Raw genomic sequence first — 20,921 nt, 5'->3', positions numbered from 1 at the left:
GGGATATACAGGATGTACGCCAAGGAAGTTTACCAGTACCTGTACCATTTTACCGGGAGCCGCGAAGAAGCGGAGGATTTGACCCAGGAAGTGTTTATGCGTGTGATCAAATCACTGCACCGGTTTGAGGCACGGTCGAGCATACGCACCTGGATTTTGCATATTGCGAAGTACGTAGCGATTGATGAATACAGAAAGCGACGTCTGAAAACCATCTTCGGCGGAACGATACTGAAGCTCTTGCCAACCTCGGAAGGGCTGCCGGAAAAAGAGGCGCAGGAAAAAGAGGAGCGCACCCACTTTGAGAAAGCCCTGCTGGCGTTAAAGCCCAAGTATCGAAATGTCATCGTTCTGCGAGGAATCAGGGAGTACAGTGTGAAGGAGACAGCAGACATTTTGGGATGTTCGGAAGCCAAGGTAAAAGTAGACTTTCACCGCGCCATGAAAATGGTAAAGGAGATGGCGTTGAACATCTATGAGAAGGGGGATGGGCGTTGATGAAATTTCCGAGCGATGAGGAAGTGTTACAGGAATTTCGAAACAGGCCTGATGCAGCCCCCCGCAGCGAGTTTTTGCAAACACTGGAGGATAAGCTTGTCAACTTCGAGAAGAAATGGCGAAGACGTCAGAAAATCCGTCGCGCGACGATTGGAGCGGGGGTATCGGCTGCGGTTGTTCTCGCGGTTTTTCTGCTGACGCCGATTGTCACCCAGATCATCCAGAACCCTGATTCGATTGTCACCAATCAGCCAGAAACACCGCTGGTGATGAAAGGCCAGAAGCTGAAGCCGGAAGAGGTTTCGCCCAAGGCCAAGCAAACGCTAGAGAGGCTGTACAGGCTGGTTCCGGAGCTTGCCGAGATGGAACCGGAAGTGTACGGAAAAGAAGATGGAATCTATGCGGTTTCTTTCTATCAAATGGAGCAAGGAAAAAAGCGGTTGTACGCATCCGCCGAAATAGTGGCGCATACGGGAAAAGTCCGCAGCTACGAAAATGAGGACGCGTTTGGGGAGGATGCCGCTTCGCCGACAGAAGAGCAGGCCATGCAAGCCTCCGCCGCCTTTTTGCAGGTGCTGCTGGCAGACGAATTCAAACAGTACAGAGCCAGTCAGACCAGCAGCGATGACTGGGATGCGGTCACGTACACACGCTATGAGAACGGGCTGCCCGTTTTCTCGGATCGCTATGTTGTCGGAGTCAACAGCAAGGGCGTCATCTATGTCAATTCGCTTGAAGGGGGACCGCTGTCTATATCGTCCGGGCGTTTTGCGAAACCGGGGACGGTATTGTCCGCAGAAGAGCTTGCAGCGAGGGTGGCGTCGCTGATGGAGCTCAGCTATTCCGCAAGCGATAGAAGAACTGGAAAGCCTTCACTGACGTATTCTCTCCAGGCGACTGGATTTCTGAACGCCGAGAGTGGCGAAGAAGTAGGGGATGATTCCGGGTCCAAAAGCCGGTATTCCGATCCCATCCCGGTTACGCCGGGAGGCAGAAAAATCACTGTTCAAACCGCAAAAGATGTGGCGAAGGCATTGGCAGAGGAGTTTCAGGTGAATGTGGACGGGATTGACTTTGCAGCAGATGAACAGGCGCCTGCGGGGGACAATGGCCGGCAGGAGACGGTATACAAGTCGATGGGAGGAAAAAGCAGAGTCACCGTTTATACGGAAAACAAAAAAATAATGGGTTTCCAAATTCGGCGGGGATTGGAGACGGCCAGCTCCACGAAGCATGACAACCATCCGGCGAATCCCCGGCTATCGTACGAAGAAGCTAGGGAAAGGGCGGTTCAATATTTGCAGCCTTACCTCGACCCGAGCGTGACGGAAGTAAAAATGGATGAAAGCCAGATGTTAATGCCGAGCGACACGGCATACAGCTTCAGCTTTTACGCGCTGCATGACGGCGTGGTGGTTTCGGATCAGCATTACCTGGTCAATGTCGACGGGCAAACGGGGGAGATCGTGAATTTCATGGACTACTTCACAACTCCAAGCGCCCCGTTCCCTGATTTGCGCGCAGCGATATCAAAGGAATCGGCGGCGAAGAAATTTTTGCAAAGCCATCCAGCTGTCTTGGGGTATATGCTCTCGGGCGGGAACGAAAAGCCGGAGGCAACGCCGCTCCTGGTTTTTTCCCTGGATAAGACCTCTCCGTTTTTGGTGGATGCGGTTTCCGGGGAAACGGTTGAATAACCGGGCGGAGGAGCAATCGGCGGTTACGATAAGCGAAGAGATGTCGGCATGACGGAGACGGGAATCAGATTCGAAAGCCCCTGCATGCCAATAAGTTAGATATGCATTCACAAGGAAGCCCCAACGGTGTGAAAGGAACGCGCTAAAGCATCCATGACACCGCCGGGGCTATTTGTTATATTACCGATATTTGTTTAATCCACTTCTTCAAATAAAATGATCTCACCTTCCGTTTCATCTTCATCAACTATTTTCCAGTCATCATGATTAGTATGTTTACTGAGATTCTTTGAATTGCCCTTTTCAAGTTTATAAATCTTGTTTTTACCGTCTGATTTTTTTTCTAAAATCAATCCTTCATTTGTTTCCTCATTGATAAAAATATTAGGCATGATATCGCCTTCTTCCTGGTTTTCAATAACCTCCATGAAAGCATTTTTCAAAGCGTCTAGTTCACCTGATTTATCTTGAAATAATGCTGCTCGGTCTAATTGTTTATAACCACTTAGTTCAATATTAAAGCTACTAGCGATGTCATCGTTTACTTTATCTCTAAATTCTTTTAAGTTTTTTTCAAGTTTTACCTTTTTTTCTAAGGGGATTTCTTGTTTAACACTGCTAGCATTCGCGAAACCAATGGCAGATATTGATAACAGAGAAATTGTCAAAACAGTTATAATCTTTTTATTCATGTTAGATCCCTCCAAAATAAAAAACCTTTTTATTCAATGTTCGGATCCCAGTAATCATAGTCATAGCTTTCTTGGCTATCACTAATGACTCCTGAGTTTTTATATTCGTTGTGCTCTGATATAATCTCCCATTTTCCGCTAGTCCTACTTTTTGATTTTGTTATTGTTCCGCTATGTGATACAAGATTAGTATTGTACTCACTACTATATTTTGTCCGTTGTGCTACTTCATTGTAGTAATTAAAAGACTTTACTTCCACTTCCGCGGGACTGGAAAGTGAAGATTTTGTTTTCGCTGAAAATACTACATCATAAGAACTAGTGCCAATATTCTTGATTGAGATTGTTGATGAATAGCTACTAATCGATGCATATGCCGACGAAACCCATAATACTGATAACGCCAAAGTGCATCCAATCATGAACCTTTTCATATCCAACCCGCTCTCTCGTTAATATGGATTAGAAACTTTCAGGGAAATCCAATTCTTATCTTGGCTTATGGATCCATCTGAATATAGTGCTTGAGCTATGATATATAAAGTATACTCACCTGTGCCATACTCTGTGTTTGTTAAGGTAACTGAAACATTTGTTTCATTGTGAGCAAAATCGGAACTATCCTTTATTCTTTTATCGTTCCTGTAAAGAGAACCAGAAGCTGAAATGGTGTCCACTTTACTCGCACTAACACGAGTCTCGGTTGAGTCCGAAATACCTTCAACCTTTACTGCTCTTAATGCAGAGCTTGTGTATGAAGTCAGATCTGAGTCGTCACATGAAACTTGTCCCATGGCAGCAAAAGCAACAGAGCTAAGTAACAAAAAACCTAGTGTCATACCTAAAGTTTTCTTATACATATTTACCTCTTATTCCATATTTTTACATTGAGAATTTTACACTTATTTATTATTTATGTCAACTACTACCTAGTTAAACATGGTTTTAGATGATCTCAAAATTTTGAGCTTTCTATATATACTACGATTGTCAAATGACAGTTTTTAAAATGATAGTCTGTATGGGAAACAATCAAACGCCCATACGAGCCAGCAAAAAAGAACGCAGCATCGCTTTGCTGCGTTCTTCATGCATTGTTTTAAAGTATCCTACGGCACCGTGTTGATCCACCCTTTTTTCCCCTCAAACGACACCTGGTACCAACCGTCCGCTTCAGCCAGAATCTTGGCAGACCCGTTCGCGGGAATCTGTCCGACCTGCTCATACTGTTCGCCGGGTCCCGCGTACATCTTGATCGCATTTTCGGCGTTTACGATATCAGGCGGCGCTTCTCCAGCGGCCGGGGAGTCGCCTGAGGTTTTGCCAGGCGACGGCGATCTGTCCCCCCGGCCCCGATTTTGCGAATCGGGCCGGGAATCTTGCGGCGCCTCTTGCTGCGGCTCATTCTGAGCATCGCCGCCGGTTTCCCCCGATGCTTTGTCCTCCCCTTCTGCCGTCTCCGACAGGAAATCGTCCTTTTTGCCTTCGTACACGAGCCCCTTTTCTTCCAGTTTGAAAAAGGCAATCTCGCCCTTCCCTTCGCCTGTCGGGTTGTCGACGATAATCAGCTCCGGGCTTTCTACGGCAAAGCCTTCACCCTCTATTTCAAAGATCTTGGAAAGAGCGGACCCGGACAGGTCTACGACGAATCCCATGTATAGATAGGCACGCTCCTTCCCTTCGGCCTCCAAAAAGATAAGCGGAGCTTCCTTTTCGCCAAGCGCTTCAGACAGGCTCAGCTTGGATGGCGCAATGCCCGAGCCAACCGATTTCTCCAGATACAGCACATTGCCATCCGGCATTTTTGCCGCGAGCTGCAGCTGCGGATCGTCGCCTTCGGTGAGTCCGACGGCGTAAACCTGCGACCCCCAGAGACGCTCTCCCGACATAGCGAATCGATATGCTTTGTCCGGGTACTTTTCCTTCAAGAGCCGTACGGGTTCATTGTCCAGCCAGCGGCTTTCCGCCTCTGCGATCAAAGAGGAGGTGTCTTCAAGCGGGTTTAGCTCCCGATACAGCTCGATCGCTTTCTCGTATTGACGGGCGTCGACATAACGCTCCGCCTGACGCAGCTTGCTGCTGATGTGCCGGTCGATTTGGTCCAGAGCGCCGGAGCGGGAGGGCAGCACGTCCCGAATTTCCCGGTATGCTTTTGCCATCGCCACAAAGGCAGCGAGATCGTCCTGCCGGATCGCCGAGCGGATTTCCTCCTCCGCGTACCGTTCCAGAAGAGCGGCCAGCCAGTCTGCCTGGATGCTTGCCTGCTTGTAGGCGCGCAAGCTGTTCGCCGCGCTTGCCGTCACTTCGGCGAAGCTGCCGGCCGCGGTCAAATCCTCGAACTTCGCTTCATCATAAGAGCGGAACAGGCGGGTCAATTCCCGTTTTTTCTTGTCCGTGCCGCCGTAGTATTCGTCGGGGATGGCGGCGAGCGAGGCGATAAACGGCTCGTCGCGGTAACGCTTTTGCGCAAGATTGTTCTCCAGTGCGCCTTTTGCCAGTTCCTTGGCCTGCAAAAAGTAGTCGTCAATGCTCGCGGCAAGCGAGAGACGGTCGGAGATTGCCTTGAAAAAGGAAGCGTTCTGGGGCTCCTGCTGCTTTACATACTTGCTCGTCAATGCATGGTAACCGTCGTAAATGGCGAGCATCCGCTCGTCATCCCGTTCCTTTATGGCAGCTTCCGCCTGATGGGCGAGCGACTCCAGCTCCAGGCGGATCGCGGTAAGTCCCGACAACGACCGGCTCCACGCCTCATCCCCGTACCGGATGGAGGTGATGGCATTGGCTTTGGAAAACGTCTCTTCCGCGAGGAGCAGGTTGTTTTCCTCATAGTAGCCCCGCGCCTTTTCATACAGGCTGATTTTGTACAGGCTGAAGCCGATTTTCCAGACGACGCCGACCGCGGCGATGATGAAAAGGACCAAGAGGGCATTGCGGACCCAGAGCGACTTTCGATAGGAAAAGACAAACATGCCACCAAACTCCTTCACAGAACACCTTTAAAGTCGGGGTCGAACGAGTAGCGCGTTTCGATCAGGCTGGAGGCGGCTTCGCGCAGACTGCCCCAATTCTCGTCCGGATTCGCCTGGAGCAGCTTGGCCAGACGCAGCAGGCGCTCCCGAGGCATGTATTCCAGCGACTCTGAAATGAAGTCCTGGTATTGCACGACGTAAGATTTCATTCGCAGCGCGGCCCCGGCCACCTGCCCGATCACCCGCGTGCCGTTTTCCTCCAGGAAGATGTTCCCCTTGTAGCGGATCACGTAGTCGATGATCGCCTTCTTCAACAGCCACGGCTGCACCTTGAGCACCTCGCCGAGATACTCGACGAAATCCTTGTCATACGTGGATGGAACCAGCGTCTCCAGCTCAAGCTCCATGTCCTTGCGCAGGACAAAGCGATTGAGAAGCATGATTTTGCACACCTTGACCGGATCGGAGTGGAGCAGACAGCCGACCTCCCTGATCTTTTCGTAGGCGTCCTTGAAGCGCTCCGCTTCGACGTCTTCATTCACTTCAACCAGATTCCGGGTCAGACCGCTCTTGATCTTGCCCTGTTCTTTGGCGACGAAGCGCACGAAATGGTTTGTTTTTTCATAAATGGAATATTTTTTTTGCATGAGCGCATACAACAGCAAGGATACGACTCCCCCAAAGGCGGCCGCCAAGAGCTGCCACAGCGTGTCTGCGCTCAGGATGGCCAGACAGATCAGGAGGCCCAGTATCAACAGCTGCTTTTGAAAATGGCGGCGGGTCAGGGTGTGGGAGAGCTGCCGCAGGGAAAGAAAGCTGTTTGCCCTGCCGCAGACATCGCACTCCTCATGCTCCAGCACCGTGTACGATTCGCAGTGCTTGCAGTACTTCAAGCGCTCAAAGGCGTGTGTGGTTTTCCGGCTTTTCCTGAACTGGACGCCCAGCTTTTTTTTCATAGGACTCCCTCTCGTCATTCAACAAGGTAAGTAGATGTTGGTCGACTTCCGCTTCAGACAGGTTTTTTCGCTTGTGTAAAAGGAGCACGACGTATCGCGCCACCAAAACCAGCAGGACGACTGCAAGGATATAATAGGTAAGCATCGATCATTCTCCCAACTTGGTTTGTCGAGTTATGTAACAAAAAATGAAGTAGCCCGTATAACGTTATATAGGCCGAAGGATTCTTTTTCATCCAAGTTAGTGTAGAATATAGTGGTAATCTTGTCATAATATTGCTTCATTTGCAATACTTCTAAATCCGTTCGGTCTATGCATTCGACAAAAATCTACATAAGCGGAGGTTCTAACAGATGATACGTATGACAGCACTCTTTCGATACATCCTGTGTCTGGGGCTTCTGCTGGGTCTGGTAACCTCGGGAGGCACCGCAGGATTTGCCCAGGCAGGTACAGACAAAATGGACGCTGTGCTGGTTGTGGACGTGAGCAACTCCATGTCGGAAAGCGACAAAAACGGCGTCAGCCTGGAAGCGATGAAAATGTTCGTGGACATGACTTCGGCGCAGGGCAACAAGATCGGGGTCGTCGCCTACACGGACAAGATCGAGCGGGAAAAAGCGCTGGTCAACGTCAATTCCGGGCAGGACAAAAAGGACATCAAATCATTTATCGACAGCCTGCAAAAAGGGGCGTACACCGATATCGCGGTCGGAGTGGGCGAAGCGGTGAAAATCTTGGAGGACGGGCACGATCCGGCCCACTCCCCGATCATCGTGCTGCTCGCCGACGGCAACAACTATCTGAATGCAGCCAGCAGCCGCACCCAGCAGAAATCCGACCAGGAGCTGGACGCGGCGGTCAAGACGGCAAAGGACAAAGGATATCCGATCTATACGATTGGACTGAATGCGGACGGCAAGCTGAACCGGACGCCGCTGCAGCAAATTTCCGCGGAGACGGGCGGCGCGTTTTTTGAAACGAGCACAGCTGACAATCTGCCGCAGATTTTAAGCGAAATTTTTGCCAACCACTCGAAGGTAAAGGTCGTTCCGATACAAAACTTCACCTCCAACGGACAGTTCCAGGAGGTGCCCATCTCCATTCCGAATGGAAGCGTGCTGGAAGCAAACGTCTCGATCACGTCCGGGAAAGCGGTCGAGTTGAAGCTCTTCGACCCCGCAGGAAAAGAGCTGGCGATTCCGTCCAATGACATCCTGCTCTCCCGCTCCCGCACGTATTCGCTGCTCAAGCTCGTGCAGCCCGCCCAAGGGGAGTGGAAGCTGCGCGTAAAGGGCGCCGCCCGGGACAAGATCAACGTCAACCTGATCTTCAACTACGACGTGGGGCTGGAGATGGAGCCGCTCCCGTCCAAGACGTACAAGGCGGGCGATGTGATTCCGATCAAGGCGGCGCTGTCGACGAACGGCCAGCCGGTCAGCTCCGACCTTTACAAAAAAATGAAGGCCAAGCTGATCGTCCAGGATTTGAGCAGCAAGCAGACCAGCGAGGTCGATCTGACGAACACCGGCAGCGGGTTTGAAGGCAGCTTCGCCATCCCGGCCGCGAGCCAGTACGAGATCAAGGTGAGGGCAGAGGAGACCAGCTTTTACCGGGAGACGAAGCCAGTCACGGTAGATGCGTCGCAGGGTGCGGGGAAAGCAACAAATCCGCAGCCGCCTGCGTCTTCTCCTACAGAGGAGGCAAGCCCATTTCCGTGGACGGCGGTGATTGTGGGGGCTGTCGGACTAATACTGGTGGCCGCAGGGGCGATTTACCTGCTGACCGCATGGAAAAAAGCGAACAAAGGCTTTACGGGCCAAGTCGCCATCGAGATTGTCGATGAGGATACGGGCGAGAAATCAAGCCCGCAGTACAAGAAGCTGAGCGCATTTAAAGGAAAGGTAAAGCTTCACCAGCTTTTGCAGCTCGCGCCGGAGTTCCAGGAGACCGAGAGGGTGGTTTTCCTGCCGGGCAAAAACGATACGCTGCAGATCGAGAACCGCTCCGGCTGCCGCATCGAGAAGGCAGGACGCGTCCTCGATGCCAGCAAGGGCAAGGAACTGAAAAAGAACGACCGCATCAAAATATCACTGACAAGCGTGAACAAGTCCGTTTATGTAGATTACATCGTGTAGGAGTGATCGAAGATGAAAGCAGTAGTGAGAGAACATATTCAACAGCTGGACGTATCGCTCGGCGGCGGTATTGTCAGCGACAAGATCCGTGTCGACACCATCGATAACCCGATGCTCGTGATCGGGATCGGCGGGACAGGGATCGACGCGCTGCTCCGTCTGAAATACCAGGTGAACCGCCGCTTCAAGCTGCCGGTAGACCCGCTCTCCAAGAAGCGGAAGGAAAAGCCGGACAATATCGAGTTCATCGCGTTTGAGACGAACGAGCACGACCGAAACAAGAAGTACAAGGGCATCGGCCTCGATCCGGTCACGGAGTTCGTCCTGCTGTCCAATCCGGAGATCGGCGGCGTCCTGCAAAACAGGAGCATTCTGGAGCCGTACATCACGGACTGGCTCTCGCCCGAGCTGACGATCACCGACGGGATCAGCGGCGCGTCCGGCGTCCGCCAGGCAGGCCGCCTGCTTCTCTTTACCAAGATCACGCAGGTCGTGCAGACGATCGAGAAAAAGATCAAAATGCTGTCTGAAGGCACGAACAAAAAGCTGATGGTCTTCCTTTTGACCGGTATCTCCGGCGGAACAGGCAGCGGCTGCTTCCTCGACATCGCCTATATCGTTCGCGGAATTATGGAGCGCGACTTCGGCAGCGCGGGCGTCGACAAGGTCAACACCCTCGGCTATTTGTTCACGCCGGATGTCAACCTGTCGAACAAGAGCCTCAGCTCGCACACCCGCGACTACATTATGAAAAACGGCTACGCCGCCTTAAAAGAGCTGGATTACTGGATGAACGCGGACGAGCGGATGGAGCGCTTCCGCCAGCAGTACGGCAATGTGCTGACCGTCCAGTCGCCGATGCCGCCGTTTAACCTGTGCCATCTGATTTCCGCCACCAACCTGGAAGGCAAGGCGCTGGAAAACGCCTACGACTACTGCATGAACGTGACGGCGGAGAACATCACCAACTTCATGGCCAGCGAGGAAAAGCGTTCCGGCGAGGAATTCGCCATTCACGACTACATCAGCAACATTCGCACCAACATCAACCAGATGCCAAAGGCGTACGCGGCCAACTACCAGTACAACGTCATCGGCGCATCCTCGGCCGTGCTGCCGATCGAAGAGATGACGACCTATCTGGCGTACCGCCTGTTCAAAAAAATGGAGAACATGTTTGCGGTCGCTCCGACCCAGGAGGACGCCGAGAAGTTTGCCCGCAAGCTGGGCATCGATGTCGACTCCATTTCCCGCAAGTTCGAGGAGCGCGTGCCCGATCCGCTGCCCGGCTATGAAAACAGCGAACGGCTGAACTACAGCAACGTGATCAGCCAGCAGGTCGTCAGCATCGACCACGAACTGGAGCAGGGCTATTTGGCCAAAGCGCGGGAGGAGTACATCAAGAGCAAGAAGCAGCTTCCGGGAGAGCTGACCGCCACCTTTGGCGAAATGATCACCCGCGTCTTCCTGCACCCTCAGCAAGGGCCGTTTTACGCATCCCGGCTGATCCATTCGGACAAAGGCTACTGCCTTTTGAAAATGATCCAGTCCTACATCGAGACGTTGAAGGCGAACCTGGAGAGCTACCCCCGCGAGATCGAGGGCGCCCGCGAAAACGCCAACGAAAAGCTGGGCGACGCCCGCAGCGCCTTTATCTCCAAGGAAAAGAAAAAGAACGCCTACATCGAGGCGAAGATCAACGAATACCAGCTTCTCGCCGACCAGGAAAAGCTCGAGCAGATGATCGAGTTCTACGAAGAGCTGTACCGCCTGCTCAATGACGAGAACAACCGGATTTACAACGTGTTCACGGAAATCCTGAATACACTGAACCAGATTTTCGAAAAGAACGGCGACATCCTGATCAACGGCAGCGAAGAGGTCGACCGCACCGGAAACAAAACGTACTACTGGAACATCGTGGGCGTCCCCGACATCGCCAAGGTGATCAACAACATCATGGAAGAGAAAGAAGCGGAAGATTTGATCCGCGACTTCACCAGCGAGCTGCTGAAGCGCTCCGACCAGTGGGTGAAGGAGCAGGAGCTGGACATCGTCAGCGCGATCAGCGAGTTTTTGTCGGAGAAGTTCGGCGACCTGATCACGAAGTCGATGGAAGAGTTCCTCGTGATCAAGTACGGCCAGGACGAGACGCTGGACCGCATCGTCGAGCGCAAGATCGCCGGCAAGCTGGATGAAGAGGCGATCCCGGTTTTCCATCTGAGCAACAACCTGGGCAACCTGCACTTCCCGTCCTGGGGCTTCGTGTCGGTGCCGGTGAAGGCCCCGGGCATTCTGAAGGGGATCAAGAACTACCAGAACACCTCGATCAGCGGCTCCCGCTTTACGGTAAAGGAGAGCGAGGTCAAAAACCGGATTTTCTGGCTCAACACGAAAAACGGGATTCCGCTGTTTGTCTACACGCCGCTGAAGGTGTACGAGGAAAGCTACGAGCGCACCATCCTGGAAAAAGAGGGCATCGGCCGCCACCTCGTGCAGACGGAGAAAAACAACTGGACCTACCTCCCTTCTCCGATCCCGGAAAAGTCCTGGGGAGATGTCTACATCAACGGCCGCGTGCGAGAGTACAACGCGCGAGTCAGACAGCTGTTCGATCGCGCGCTGCGGTATGGCTGCATCCGCGAAAAGGGAACGGGCAGCCAGACCAGCAGCCGCTACGAGTGCGTCATCACGAAGCCGTTTGAGCTGAAAGCCTTCCTCGCCGGCTGCGGGATGGACGGAGAAGCCAAGAAGGCGAGTCCGGGCGAGATCAAGCGCTGTCTGGCCGAGCTGAAGGGCTTTATGAAAGAAGGATTAGAGAAAGATTTCACCAAGGACATCTTCGGCAGCACCAATGAAGAAATGGCGAAGGAAAACCTCATCCGCTACCCGGAATTGATCCGCCTGATGCAGGAGGAAGTGCGCAAATACGAAGAGATCGAGGGGAAAATCGGCGAGCTGGAGAGCATCGTAGGCGCGATGCAGGGCGAAGAAGAGCTGCTCAACCTGTTCATCGAAGCGATGTACACCAGTACGATCTGCAAAAAAGGAGCCTTGTACGTCTACGACAAGGACGAGGAAGAAGAAGCGTGGGAGCCGTTCGTCAATTTGATGAAGGTGAACAAGCACGTGGAGTACGCCATCTACGAGCAGCTCCGCAGTCTGGAGCCCAAGCGCCTGATCAGCCTGCAGCGGAAGGCGAGCAAAAGAAGCGATGCGATGACGCTCTCCGAGGATACGCAAGCCCTGATCGGCAAGCTCGACGAGATTGCCGCCACATTCCAGGAGGTAAAAAACGATCTGGAATACGACCGGGATGAGTACGTCAACGGAGAAGAGCTTTACGATTTTTACAAAAAAGTGTGGGCAAAAGTAAACGACATGCGCAAAACGCTGCAATAGCCGAACATGAGGAGGAAGCATGAGGGATTCGATCGAACAGCTCGCGACGCATTACGCCTCGGGTCTGGACACACAACTGGATAGCGGAAACGGACAGCGAAGCATACAAAATCCCGTGCTGTTCCTCTTCATCGGGGATAACAGCCTGGAAGCGCTCCAGGCTGTTTATTCCTTGAATGAACGGCAGTGGAAAAACCACGCGGGGGCGCTGTATCTGCACGCAAGCACAGGCAAGACGCTGTCCGAACCCCGAGTATACGGATGCCGATTGCCCGAGTCGCTCGCGGGCAGGCAAACCTTGCGAAGCGATATGTACAGCCAGTTTTACGAGCAGGAGCCACTGCGCGTCGAAATCAACAAGGTGATGAAGAAAGTCAGCATCCATCTGGCCGAGGCTGGAGGGCACTGCGCTTCGGTGCAGCACGTCAACATAGCGGTCGTGACGCGGGCCGACGACCCGGCCAACGTGCTGGCGCCGGAGCTTACCCTGCTGATGAAGAGCTATTTGGCAGAGGTGTTCAAATACGTTTCCATCGATCTCTACGCCCTGATCCAGGAGAAGAGCAGCGGCGAGGATTTCGGATTTTCCGCATCGCTCGGGGTCAGCTTTCTGGAGGAGCTGACGACCTATCAGCGGAGCGATTACCGGTTCAAAGAGGCGCTGCAGGTGACAGAGGATCACGTTGCGCTGGAGGTTGCTCACGCCGGAAGTCCGCTGTTTTCGCTGATTTATCTGCTCAGCGACAAAAACGAGCGGGGCCTGTTTGCCGAGAACGGCCAAAAGGACAACTACGAAATCATCAGCCGTCTTGTGCTGTTGAACAACAAACCGGCGGAACCGGAGCTCGGCGAGGGCAACGAAAGCTACAACAAGCACCAGTTTACCCGCAGCATCACCGTGGACAACTCGCAGACGGCATTTGCCACGGCCGGGTTTTCCAAGGTAAAGCAGCCAAAGGATGCGATTGCCTTGACCGTGCTGTCGCATGTGTACGACGACCTGCTTCAACGAACGAAGACGGCGGACCTGCCCGATCTGGGCGAGCTGATGGAACGGCTGGAGCTTGCTCCCCGCCACATCCTTCGCAGCGTTCAGTCGATTTTGCCGGACGGCGGCAAGCTTGACGAGATGACAGGTCTGATGGCATCCGGGGTCAGCTACGCCGAGCTCAGGAGCATGACGCTCAGGGAAGCGGAGCAAGCCCTGTTTCAGGGCAGCAGCCAGGCGTTTTTCGAGACGCATTTTGAACAGCGTGCTCGCAAGCAGCTGGAGAGCCAGCAAATCAAGGAGAAATTCGCCAGACTGCTTAGGGAAACCGTCTCGGAAGATACGCGTTACGGCCCGTATGCGGCCTGTCTGCTCACTTCGGGAAACGAGACGCTCCCTACCATTCGCGGCGAGCTTTTGACAAGAATCAGGGAGACGTCCCGCCTGCTGGAAGAAACGAGAGCCGAATGGGAGGAGCTTTACCGGCAGCGTGTCGAGCAGCAGGATTTTAGAAAAGGCGGGTTTTTCACCAGGGAGAAAGACCGGGTCCGAAACTTCATCCGCCATCTGCTGCCGCTCGTCTACGGAAAACGGTACGAAATGCTCGGACTGGAAATGGAGCTTCAGCTGCTGCGGGACTGCGAGCAGCAGGCAGAAGATCTGCACCGCTGGCTCGCAGAGGAGTGGGCACAGCTTGAGAGCCTGCAAAAGCAGCTTCACGAGCTAGCGCAAAAAAGCGTCAAGGAAGCAACCGACTACCTCGGGAAAAACATCGACCAGTATTACCGCACACTTGTCCGGGAGGCGATCCGCTCTCTCGAAGCGAAGAGAGGGGCGGCGTTTTACTGGGAAGATCGCTATCTCGGACAAAAGGCGAGTATCTTGAACGGCGCTGCGACGGGAGCGACGGCTCTGATCGACCGGCTCTCCGCGCTGTGCCGCCAGGAGATCTTGAATAGTCCGCCGTTTGCGCTGGCGTTTGAAGACGAGCTGTTGGCCCGGGCCAATGTGACGGTTGACTACGAGAACAGGGACGTTCTGACCAAGGAGGAGCTGTTCCAGGATCTCTACCGGGCGCTGGAGGAGAGGGCAGCGGTGCATGTCGAGGTTTTCCACTTTTCGCAAAAGCACCGCTACGAAGAAAAGTACTTTTTCGCGGACATCGACAGCGACTTTATCCAATACGTGATGCAGAGGGGCCAGGGACTGCGGACCTGCAAGCAGGGGTGTATACACGAAGCAGGCAAAAGCGGCATCGAAAAGCTGAACCTGATGGGCGGCTTCGGACTGGGTGACCTGATGTTCTACCGCAACAACAAGAAATATTACGACTCCTATGTGGCGAACGGCTTTGTTTTTCACCGCCGGGAAAAGGGGGTATCCATATGAGTCAAAAGAGAATCAGCATGCTTATGGTCTTGCTCAGCATAATTGGCGGTCTCATCGGGTTTGGTGTGGGGGAAATCATTTTGCACCAGCTGTCCGGCGAGCTGCCGCAATGGCTGCTGATGGGCCTGTATATTGGACAGTTCGCCTTCTTCGTCGGACTGTTTTGCCTGATTGCTGAAATGATTTCACCTAGAGTGAACGGAGTAGGCTGGAGACAGCGCTATGCCGGTTTTTCCTGGAAAATGCTCGTGCCCGCCACGTTTGTCATGCTTGGCGTAGCCGGTCTGCTGTTCCAGCTGCTGTACGGCTCCAACATCCAGCGCTCCAGCGGCGCGGACAGCATCGTCATGCTGCTGGACACCTCGGGAAGCATGCGGGAGACCGATCCTGACGGCCAGCTGTTCAAGGCGGCTGCTGATGTCGTGAACCGGATGGATAACGATATGCAGGTGGCCATCATCGGCTTTAACGACGAGGCCAGCGTCCTGCAGCCGATGGTTTCGCTCGGGGGCAGCAAGGCCAGGGAAGGCGTGATCGAGAAGCTTGAAAATCACGATGGACCGAGCGGCGGCACCAATATTGACGCGGCTCTGGAGACGGCGCTGAATTTGATCAGGGACCCGGCTTCCGGGGCGGGCAACAGCACCGTTGTACTGATGTCCGACGGGTACAGCCAGGTTGATATGGACAAAACGCTGCCGCCGTTCCGCGATCAGCACGTTCCGATCCACACCGTGGGGATGAGCGCGGTAAGCGCCGACGGGACCGGTCTTTTGAAACAGATTGCGGCAGAGACAGGCGGTACGTATACCGATGTGCAAAACGCCGAGCAGCTGACTTCGGCTTTCGGACAGATTTACGAACTGAACAGGCAGGACCGCAACCTGATGGGAGAGCGGACTGGAGGAGACAGCGACCGTCTCCTGTACGCGGTAGAGCGTGTTCTTATGTTGACTGCGATTGGCGCGCTGCTGGGGCTCGCACTTGGACTTATATTTGATAACAAGCACGTCGCCAAAAGCTTTTCCATCGGCGGGGCGGTCGCCGGACTGCTGGCCGGTCTGGTACTGGAAATGGGCTTTGCCTCCACCGATCTTCCCGGACCTGTGCTGCGGCTGATCGCGGATATTTTGCTGGCGCTCGTATTGACGCTGTTCACTGTGAGCATTCCAGCCCCCGTAAGCGGCCAGCTTTCGGACTCGGGCAGCTTTTCGAGACGAAGATATTCGCCAAATAGCAGCCTTGATGGCAAAACGACTGGCTTGAAGCGGTTTGACTAGTAGAGTGGGAGCATGATGCCTGATGATACAAATGGAAGAAACGGGTAACCGGCTGATCAAGTCCGTCTCTTGCCAGGTGCAGGGTAGCGAATGCGTCATTAACTGGCACTGGCCGGAGTCGGTTCCCTGTGTCTACGTGCATAAATCCCGGCTGGATGAACCGTTCGAGCCCTCCTTGCTCACGCCTCGGGATGTAAAGCTGTACACCCGCGAGGAATACAAGGCGAACAGGGGCTACCGGGAGCCGGTCGAAGGAATCGGACGCTACATCTACCGGATTTTCCCCTGCGAGCTGAGAGAAGGCAAGCCGGTCATGCTCATTCCCGCCGGGGAGGATCATATCGGCCACGTCAGCACGGGAAAGGCGAAAATCTACTATTCCGTGAAGCGCCGAAAAAGCTGGTTCCGCCCGTATCAATCGATTCAGATCCGGATTTTTTCCGAGCTGCCGATCTCCAAGGACGTGCTTTGCTACGTCAAAAAGGAAGGCTCTTACCCGGTAAACAAGGAAGACGGGACCGAGTACGCGTTCATTTCCGACCTGGAGCCCGGGGAGAACCTGATGCCGGAGATCGAGATCGGAAAAAACGACTACATCCGGCTGTTTTTTACCGACGGAAAAAAATACGGGGAACTCTACGAACTGATTCCCGAATAGGAGGGAACGGAGATGCTTACGTTTCTCAAAAACATGTTTGACAAAAAGCCGCCCCAGAAGGAAAGGCTTCCGTTTTACGATATCGTCTGCCCGTACTGCTTTTCCAAGTATTCGCCGGAAGAGGTGGTCTTTCGCGCGGCTCATCACCGCGAGGACGACGAGGACTACGCCCTGCAGGAGGACGTGATCCTCAACCAGTACAGAAACAAGTTCGGTCTTGACGACATCGAGGAGATCGAGGCCGTGATCCACCCCGAGACGATTCCCGACGAAAACCGGATCGTGATCGACAATGTGCTGGTCGGCCTGACGGACAAGTACGGTGTCGTCACCAAGCGGAGACTGTGTCCTAAATGCCACAACGAGCTGCCGATCACGGCCGGCAAAGCGCCGAGCAACATCATCTCCATCGTGGGTGCCTCCCAGGTGGGCAAATCCGTCTACATGACGTCGCTGATCCATACCTTGCAAAACACGACGGCCAATCACTTCAACGCCGCGTGCATGCCGCTGAATGCCCAAATCAGCCGGAAGTTCCGGGAAAACTACGAGGCCCCCTTGTTTGAACGCGGGCAGCTGCTTGACTCCACGCAAAAAGAGAAGCGGCAGGAGCCGTTTATTTTCCAGTTCATCTTCAAGGACAATGAGCGCGCGCCGTTGATTCTCGTCTTTTTCGACGTAGCAGGCGAGGGCATGGTCGATCGGGAGTATCTGGAAATTTACGCGGCTCACGTGAAAAATTCCTCCGGCATCCTGTTCCTCGTGGACCCGCTGCAGATCAGGAAGATTCGCGACAAGATCCAGCTGAATGCGGGAGATGAGCCCGGAGAGTTTACCGCCAAGTACGACGAGCCGCGAGAGGTTGTCATCACCATGTTTGAAAACTTCATCGGGTATGAGCAGGAAAGCAAGACGCACATCCCGACGGCCGTGGTGCTGACCAAAAGCGACATGCTGCACCTCCTGAAGGAAGAGGACGGGGAGTACATCAAGTCCAACAGCAATGTGTTCCGCAACTACGTGCATGAACAGTATCTGAACCTGACCGAGTTTGAGAACATCAACGGGGAAATTCGCCGGTTTATCGAAAAAGTGGATCGGCCGTTCAAGGACGCGCTGGAGGTCTACTTTACCAACACCGCCTTTTTTGCCGTATCCGCACTGGGAAGCAATCCGGTCAATCAAAAGGTGAGCGGAGTCGTCACGCCTGTCCGGGTAGATGAGCCGTTTATCTGGCTCCTGCACCAGCTGGACTACATCGAGGGGAGAGAGTGATTGTGACGCGGCATTTGATCGAGCAGCAATACTACACGCGCGGGCGCCAGGGTATTTTCCGCTCCAACGAGGGGTATGATACCGTCGCCAAATCCCCGGGACTGGACAATTCGTTTATCAAGAAGACGCTCCACCCGTTCTGCGTATACGACGCCCCGCGGGAGCTGCAGGAGAGAGAAGCGGACCCGCGGGAGTACCCGGATGCGCTGGTCTGCTTCCGGGCGGAGACGGGAGAGCTGGTGATCGGTCAAAGCGTGTATGCCGGAGCCGACTTCACCGGGCAGCGCAATACGTTTTTTTCCCACAACTACGTGATCCCGGCCCTTCGCCGGGACGACTTTTGCCTGCGCCCCCGCAAAATTTTCGGAATCGCAGGCTTTGACCGCAAGCACGAAGAGACCGCAGGGAAGGGATTGCCGTCGCTTGAGGACATCCCGTACCGGGAGGGCGATCCGGGAGACAAGAAACGGGCGTTGGCCAGGCTCGGCGTAGATGAACAGACGTTCAAGCAATTGCTGTACGCCGTCATGGCGTCGCTCTCGGCGAAGAAAAAGGTGTTTGTCAGCCTGGACGGCGAGGTTGGAGAGGCGGCCGCATCCGCGAGGGAGCTGATGGAAATCCTCTACGGCTGCCTGCCTTACGAGATGCGCAGGCACATCGGCTTTATGACCTACAGCGGCGAGGCACAGAGCAAAAAGCACATCAATGTCATGTTTGTCCCAAAAGGCAGCATCCGCCACGGAGGCGGCCACATCGACAAGGAATTTCTGTTCGATCTGCCAAGCAAGCGCATCTGGAATGCCGATTTGCAGGAGGGCGAACACGAATATCTCGATTTTGTCTGGACGTATCTGAATGAGCCGCATGTGCTGGCGGATTTTTACCAGTTCGCGGAAGAGGTGCTGGCCGGCGACGAGAGCGGAGCTGGCTTGCGGCTGGCTACGTATTACGAGCTGTGCCCGCTGTTTCTGATCGAAAAGGGCAGAATGGCCGTATACGAAAAGAACCGGGCGGCTGTATGGCAGGTTCTCCTGAATTACTTGGAGAATCGCCAACTGAAAAACAAAAAGCGGCTGCACGAGCTGCTCGCCGGCCTGTTTCATGAGGAAAAAGCGGCAGTCGCGGCCCGCGTACTGCCTGCAAGCGAGCTCGTCCGGCTGATCATCCAGTCCAGCCGCGTCATCGAGCCGCGCAGCAAGCAAAAAGAGATGGTTTTGTACCTTATGGACGTGCTGCTGAAAGGCAGAATATTGCAAAGCGGGAAGTACGTGGACGAGGTGTACAAGCATCTGGCCGCCGAACCGGAGATGTTTTCCCTCGTCATGAGCACGGCTTTGCGTCATGAGCAATTCGTGAAGCCGCTGTTTGAGGAGTATCTGGCCAAGCGGCTGGAGGCAGCGCTCCGCATCGAGGACGTGCTGAAGGAAATCGGCTTTTGGGCCGAACATGCCCCGGAGGCATTGCGAAACCCGTACTTCAAGGATGCGACGCGCAACAAGCTGCTTGCCCAGTTTCGCGGCAGCGGGCAAAAAACCGATGCGGCGTCCCAGATCCATCGATTTTTCCGGAAGTCGCGGGAGAGCAGCGACTACGCCCGGGAAACACTGGACGAGATCGACCGCTGCCTGTTGAAATACGTCAACCTGGAGACATTGTCCCGCGAGGATTTCGAGGGGATCGCCCTGCTGCTGGAGGATAAGCCGCAAACGTTTGCCAGAGAGCTCGATCTGGAGAGCAGGGAAACGTACGATTTGCTGATGAATCTGGCTGCATTGGAGCAGGCAGAAGTAGTTCCTCCACCCGAGGAGTTTTTTCGCTCCTTCGATCCGGGCGAGATCGACAAGCAGCAGCGTCTGCTGAGAAGGCTCTTAGGAGAAAAGCTGGACCGCCGGAGCTTTCCGAAGGTATGGCTCGCGTTTCATCAGGAGGACTCCCGGTCGATCTGCGACACCCCGTATGACAGGATGCTTTCCTTTGTCCATGAAAAGGGCGGGGAAGAAAGCGTGTATCCGTTTATCCAGTGGACGCTTGCGGAACGCGGCTTTTTCCAGGGGAAAGCCCTCGCGCCCTCGTACCGCTCGGCGCTAAAGCGGTATTTCCTCGAGGACAAGGGACATAGGCTGCGCGACAAGGCTTGGCGGAAGAAGTGGTACGCTGTTCGAAACGCCGAGTTTCGGAGGGTGCTGGACGAGGTGCGAAACGAGACCTCGAATGGGTTGGTGCGCCTCTTCCGCCGGCACACAGGCATCATGGTCATCGGTACGGCACTGCTTGTAGCCGGAGGCTCTATTGGCGGTGTTATGCTCTACACATCAAAACAACCGACGCCCGCCACTGGAGAAACGGGGGACCCTGTACCTGGAGGCGAGACCGGCAACCCGGGGACGGACGTTTCTGTACCGGGCGGCGGTGAGGCAGGCAATCCTCCTGTCCGTATCTACGGGCCGATGCTGCCTGCAGGAAATGATACTCCCGCAGGGGATGCCGGGAATGCGGGGGGTACTGGGGATGGCGGAAATAGTGGGAGTACCGGAAATGCTGGAAGTACCGGAAACACCGGAAACACTGGGAATAAGAGCAGTACCGAGAATACTGGCAAAACCGGAGGGGCCGGTAATACCAAGGGTGATGTAAATACGGGAAGCTTCGGAACCGGGGGAAACGGTCCGGATAAAGGCTCGACACCCAAAACAGGTGACGGGCAGTCCGCGCCGTCGACACCGCCCGCAGGCTCCGGGCAGCGGTAAACTCAGCAACAATCTTCGGGGCGCGGTAAACGAAGCAGCAATCTCCGAGCAACGGTAATTTCCGCTGCAATCCGTAAACGAACCGACGGCACGGCAAACCGTAAACAAACCGACGCGGCAACAATCCGGATGCCGAGCTCGTACGGAAAGCAGCGTCCGGAGTCACGTCATCACCAAAAAAGCAACAGAACAGCAAGCCAAAAGCCGTGACGGGAAAGGTCACGGCTTCGT

The 20,921-nt window shown here is 54.3% G+C and carries 13 protein-coding genes; 9 read left to right on the top strand and 4 right to left on the bottom strand.

The annotated features are described in order from the left end of the window. Positions 1-12: 12 nt before the first annotated feature. The gene (locus Q3F21_RS07790; protein ID WP_340251285.1) at positions 13-498 is read left to right on the top strand and encodes an RNA polymerase sigma factor; all 486 of its coding nucleotides are present in this window, start codon (positions 13-15) and stop codon (positions 496-498) included. Further along, complete coding sequence (locus Q3F21_RS07785) at positions 498-2,195, top strand: YcdB/YcdC domain-containing protein (RefSeq protein ID WP_340251283.1); 1,698 nt, start codon at positions 498-500, stop codon at positions 2,193-2,195. The genes Q3F21_RS07790 and Q3F21_RS07785 overlap by 1 nt, the downstream gene beginning before the upstream one ends. Positions 2,196-2,389: 194 nt before the next feature. On the opposite strand, the gene Q3F21_RS07780 is transcribed toward Q3F21_RS07785, so the two are convergent. The 4 genes from Q3F21_RS07780 to Q3F21_RS07765 all read right to left on the bottom strand — a co-directional run bounded on the left by Q3F21_RS07780 (position 2,390) and on the right by Q3F21_RS07765 (position 6,812). Further along, complete coding sequence (locus Q3F21_RS07780; RefSeq protein WP_340251035.1) at positions 2,390-2,887, bottom strand: hypothetical protein; 498 nt, start codon at positions 2,885-2,887, stop codon at positions 2,390-2,392. A 452-nt stretch (positions 2,888-3,339) separates the two neighbouring features. Continuing rightward, on the bottom strand, positions 3,340-3,747 hold the full coding sequence (locus Q3F21_RS07775; RefSeq protein ID WP_155807994.1) for a hypothetical protein: 408 nt from the start codon (positions 3,745-3,747) through the stop codon (positions 3,340-3,342). 249 nt (positions 3,748-3,996) lie between these two features. Beyond that, positions 3,997-5,856 carry an SH3 domain-containing protein gene (locus Q3F21_RS07770; protein WP_340251032.1) on the bottom strand — a complete coding sequence of 620 codons (1,860 nt, stop codon included), beginning with the start codon at positions 5,854-5,856 and terminating at the stop codon, positions 3,997-3,999. Positions 5,857-5,870: 14 nt separating this feature from the next. Continuing rightward, on the bottom strand, positions 5,871-6,812 hold the full coding sequence (locus Q3F21_RS07765) for a hypothetical protein (RefSeq protein ID WP_340251030.1): 942 nt from the start codon (positions 6,810-6,812) through the stop codon (positions 5,871-5,873). A 354-nt stretch (positions 6,813-7,166) separates the two neighbouring features. Between Q3F21_RS07765 and Q3F21_RS07760 the strand changes: the two genes are divergently transcribed. The 7 genes from Q3F21_RS07760 to Q3F21_RS07730 are packed head-to-tail and all read left to right on the top strand — an operon-like array spanning position 7,167 to position 20,690. After that, a complete protein-coding gene (locus Q3F21_RS07760; RefSeq protein WP_340251027.1) occupies positions 7,167-8,951 on the top strand; it encodes a VWA domain-containing protein in 1,785 nt (594 codons plus the stop codon). 12 nt (positions 8,952-8,963) lie between these two features. Further along, entirely contained in the window at positions 8,964-12,353 is a 3,390-nt protein-coding gene (locus tag Q3F21_RS07755; RefSeq protein ID WP_340251025.1) for a tubulin-like doman-containing protein, read from the top strand. A 19-nt stretch (positions 12,354-12,372) separates the two neighbouring features. Further along, the gene (locus tag Q3F21_RS07750; RefSeq protein ID WP_340251023.1) at positions 12,373-14,730 is read left to right on the top strand and encodes a hypothetical protein; all 2,358 of its coding nucleotides are present in this window, start codon (positions 12,373-12,375) and stop codon (positions 14,728-14,730) included. Beyond that, complete coding sequence (locus Q3F21_RS07745) at positions 14,727-16,010, top strand: vWA domain-containing protein (protein ID WP_340251021.1); 1,284 nt, start codon at positions 14,727-14,729, stop codon at positions 16,008-16,010. The genes Q3F21_RS07750 and Q3F21_RS07745 overlap by 4 nt, the downstream gene beginning before the upstream one ends. A gap of 22 nt (positions 16,011-16,032) precedes the next feature. Further along, positions 16,033-16,668: a beta-mannanase gene (locus tag Q3F21_RS07740; protein WP_340251019.1), complete on the top strand. Its 636-nt coding sequence runs from the start codon at positions 16,033-16,035 to the stop codon at positions 16,666-16,668. A 12-nt stretch (positions 16,669-16,680) separates the two neighbouring features. Then, on the top strand, positions 16,681-17,943 hold the full coding sequence (locus tag Q3F21_RS07735; protein ID WP_340251017.1) for a TRAFAC clade GTPase domain-containing protein: 1,263 nt from the start codon (positions 16,681-16,683) through the stop codon (positions 17,941-17,943). 2 nt (positions 17,944-17,945) lie between these two features. Next, a complete protein-coding gene (locus tag Q3F21_RS07730) occupies positions 17,946-20,690 on the top strand; it encodes a hypothetical protein (RefSeq protein ID WP_340251015.1) in 2,745 nt (914 codons plus the stop codon). Positions 20,691-20,921 lie beyond the last annotated feature (231 nt).

It is taken from the genome of Brevibacillus borstelensis (genome assembly GCF_037834415.1).
GTDB classification, from domain to species: Bacteria; Bacillota; Bacilli; order Brevibacillales; family Brevibacillaceae; genus Brevibacillus; species Brevibacillus borstelensis_A.
The sequence above is the reverse complement of the archived record's forward strand: the minus strand, read 5'-3'. Positions and strand labels throughout refer to the sequence as shown.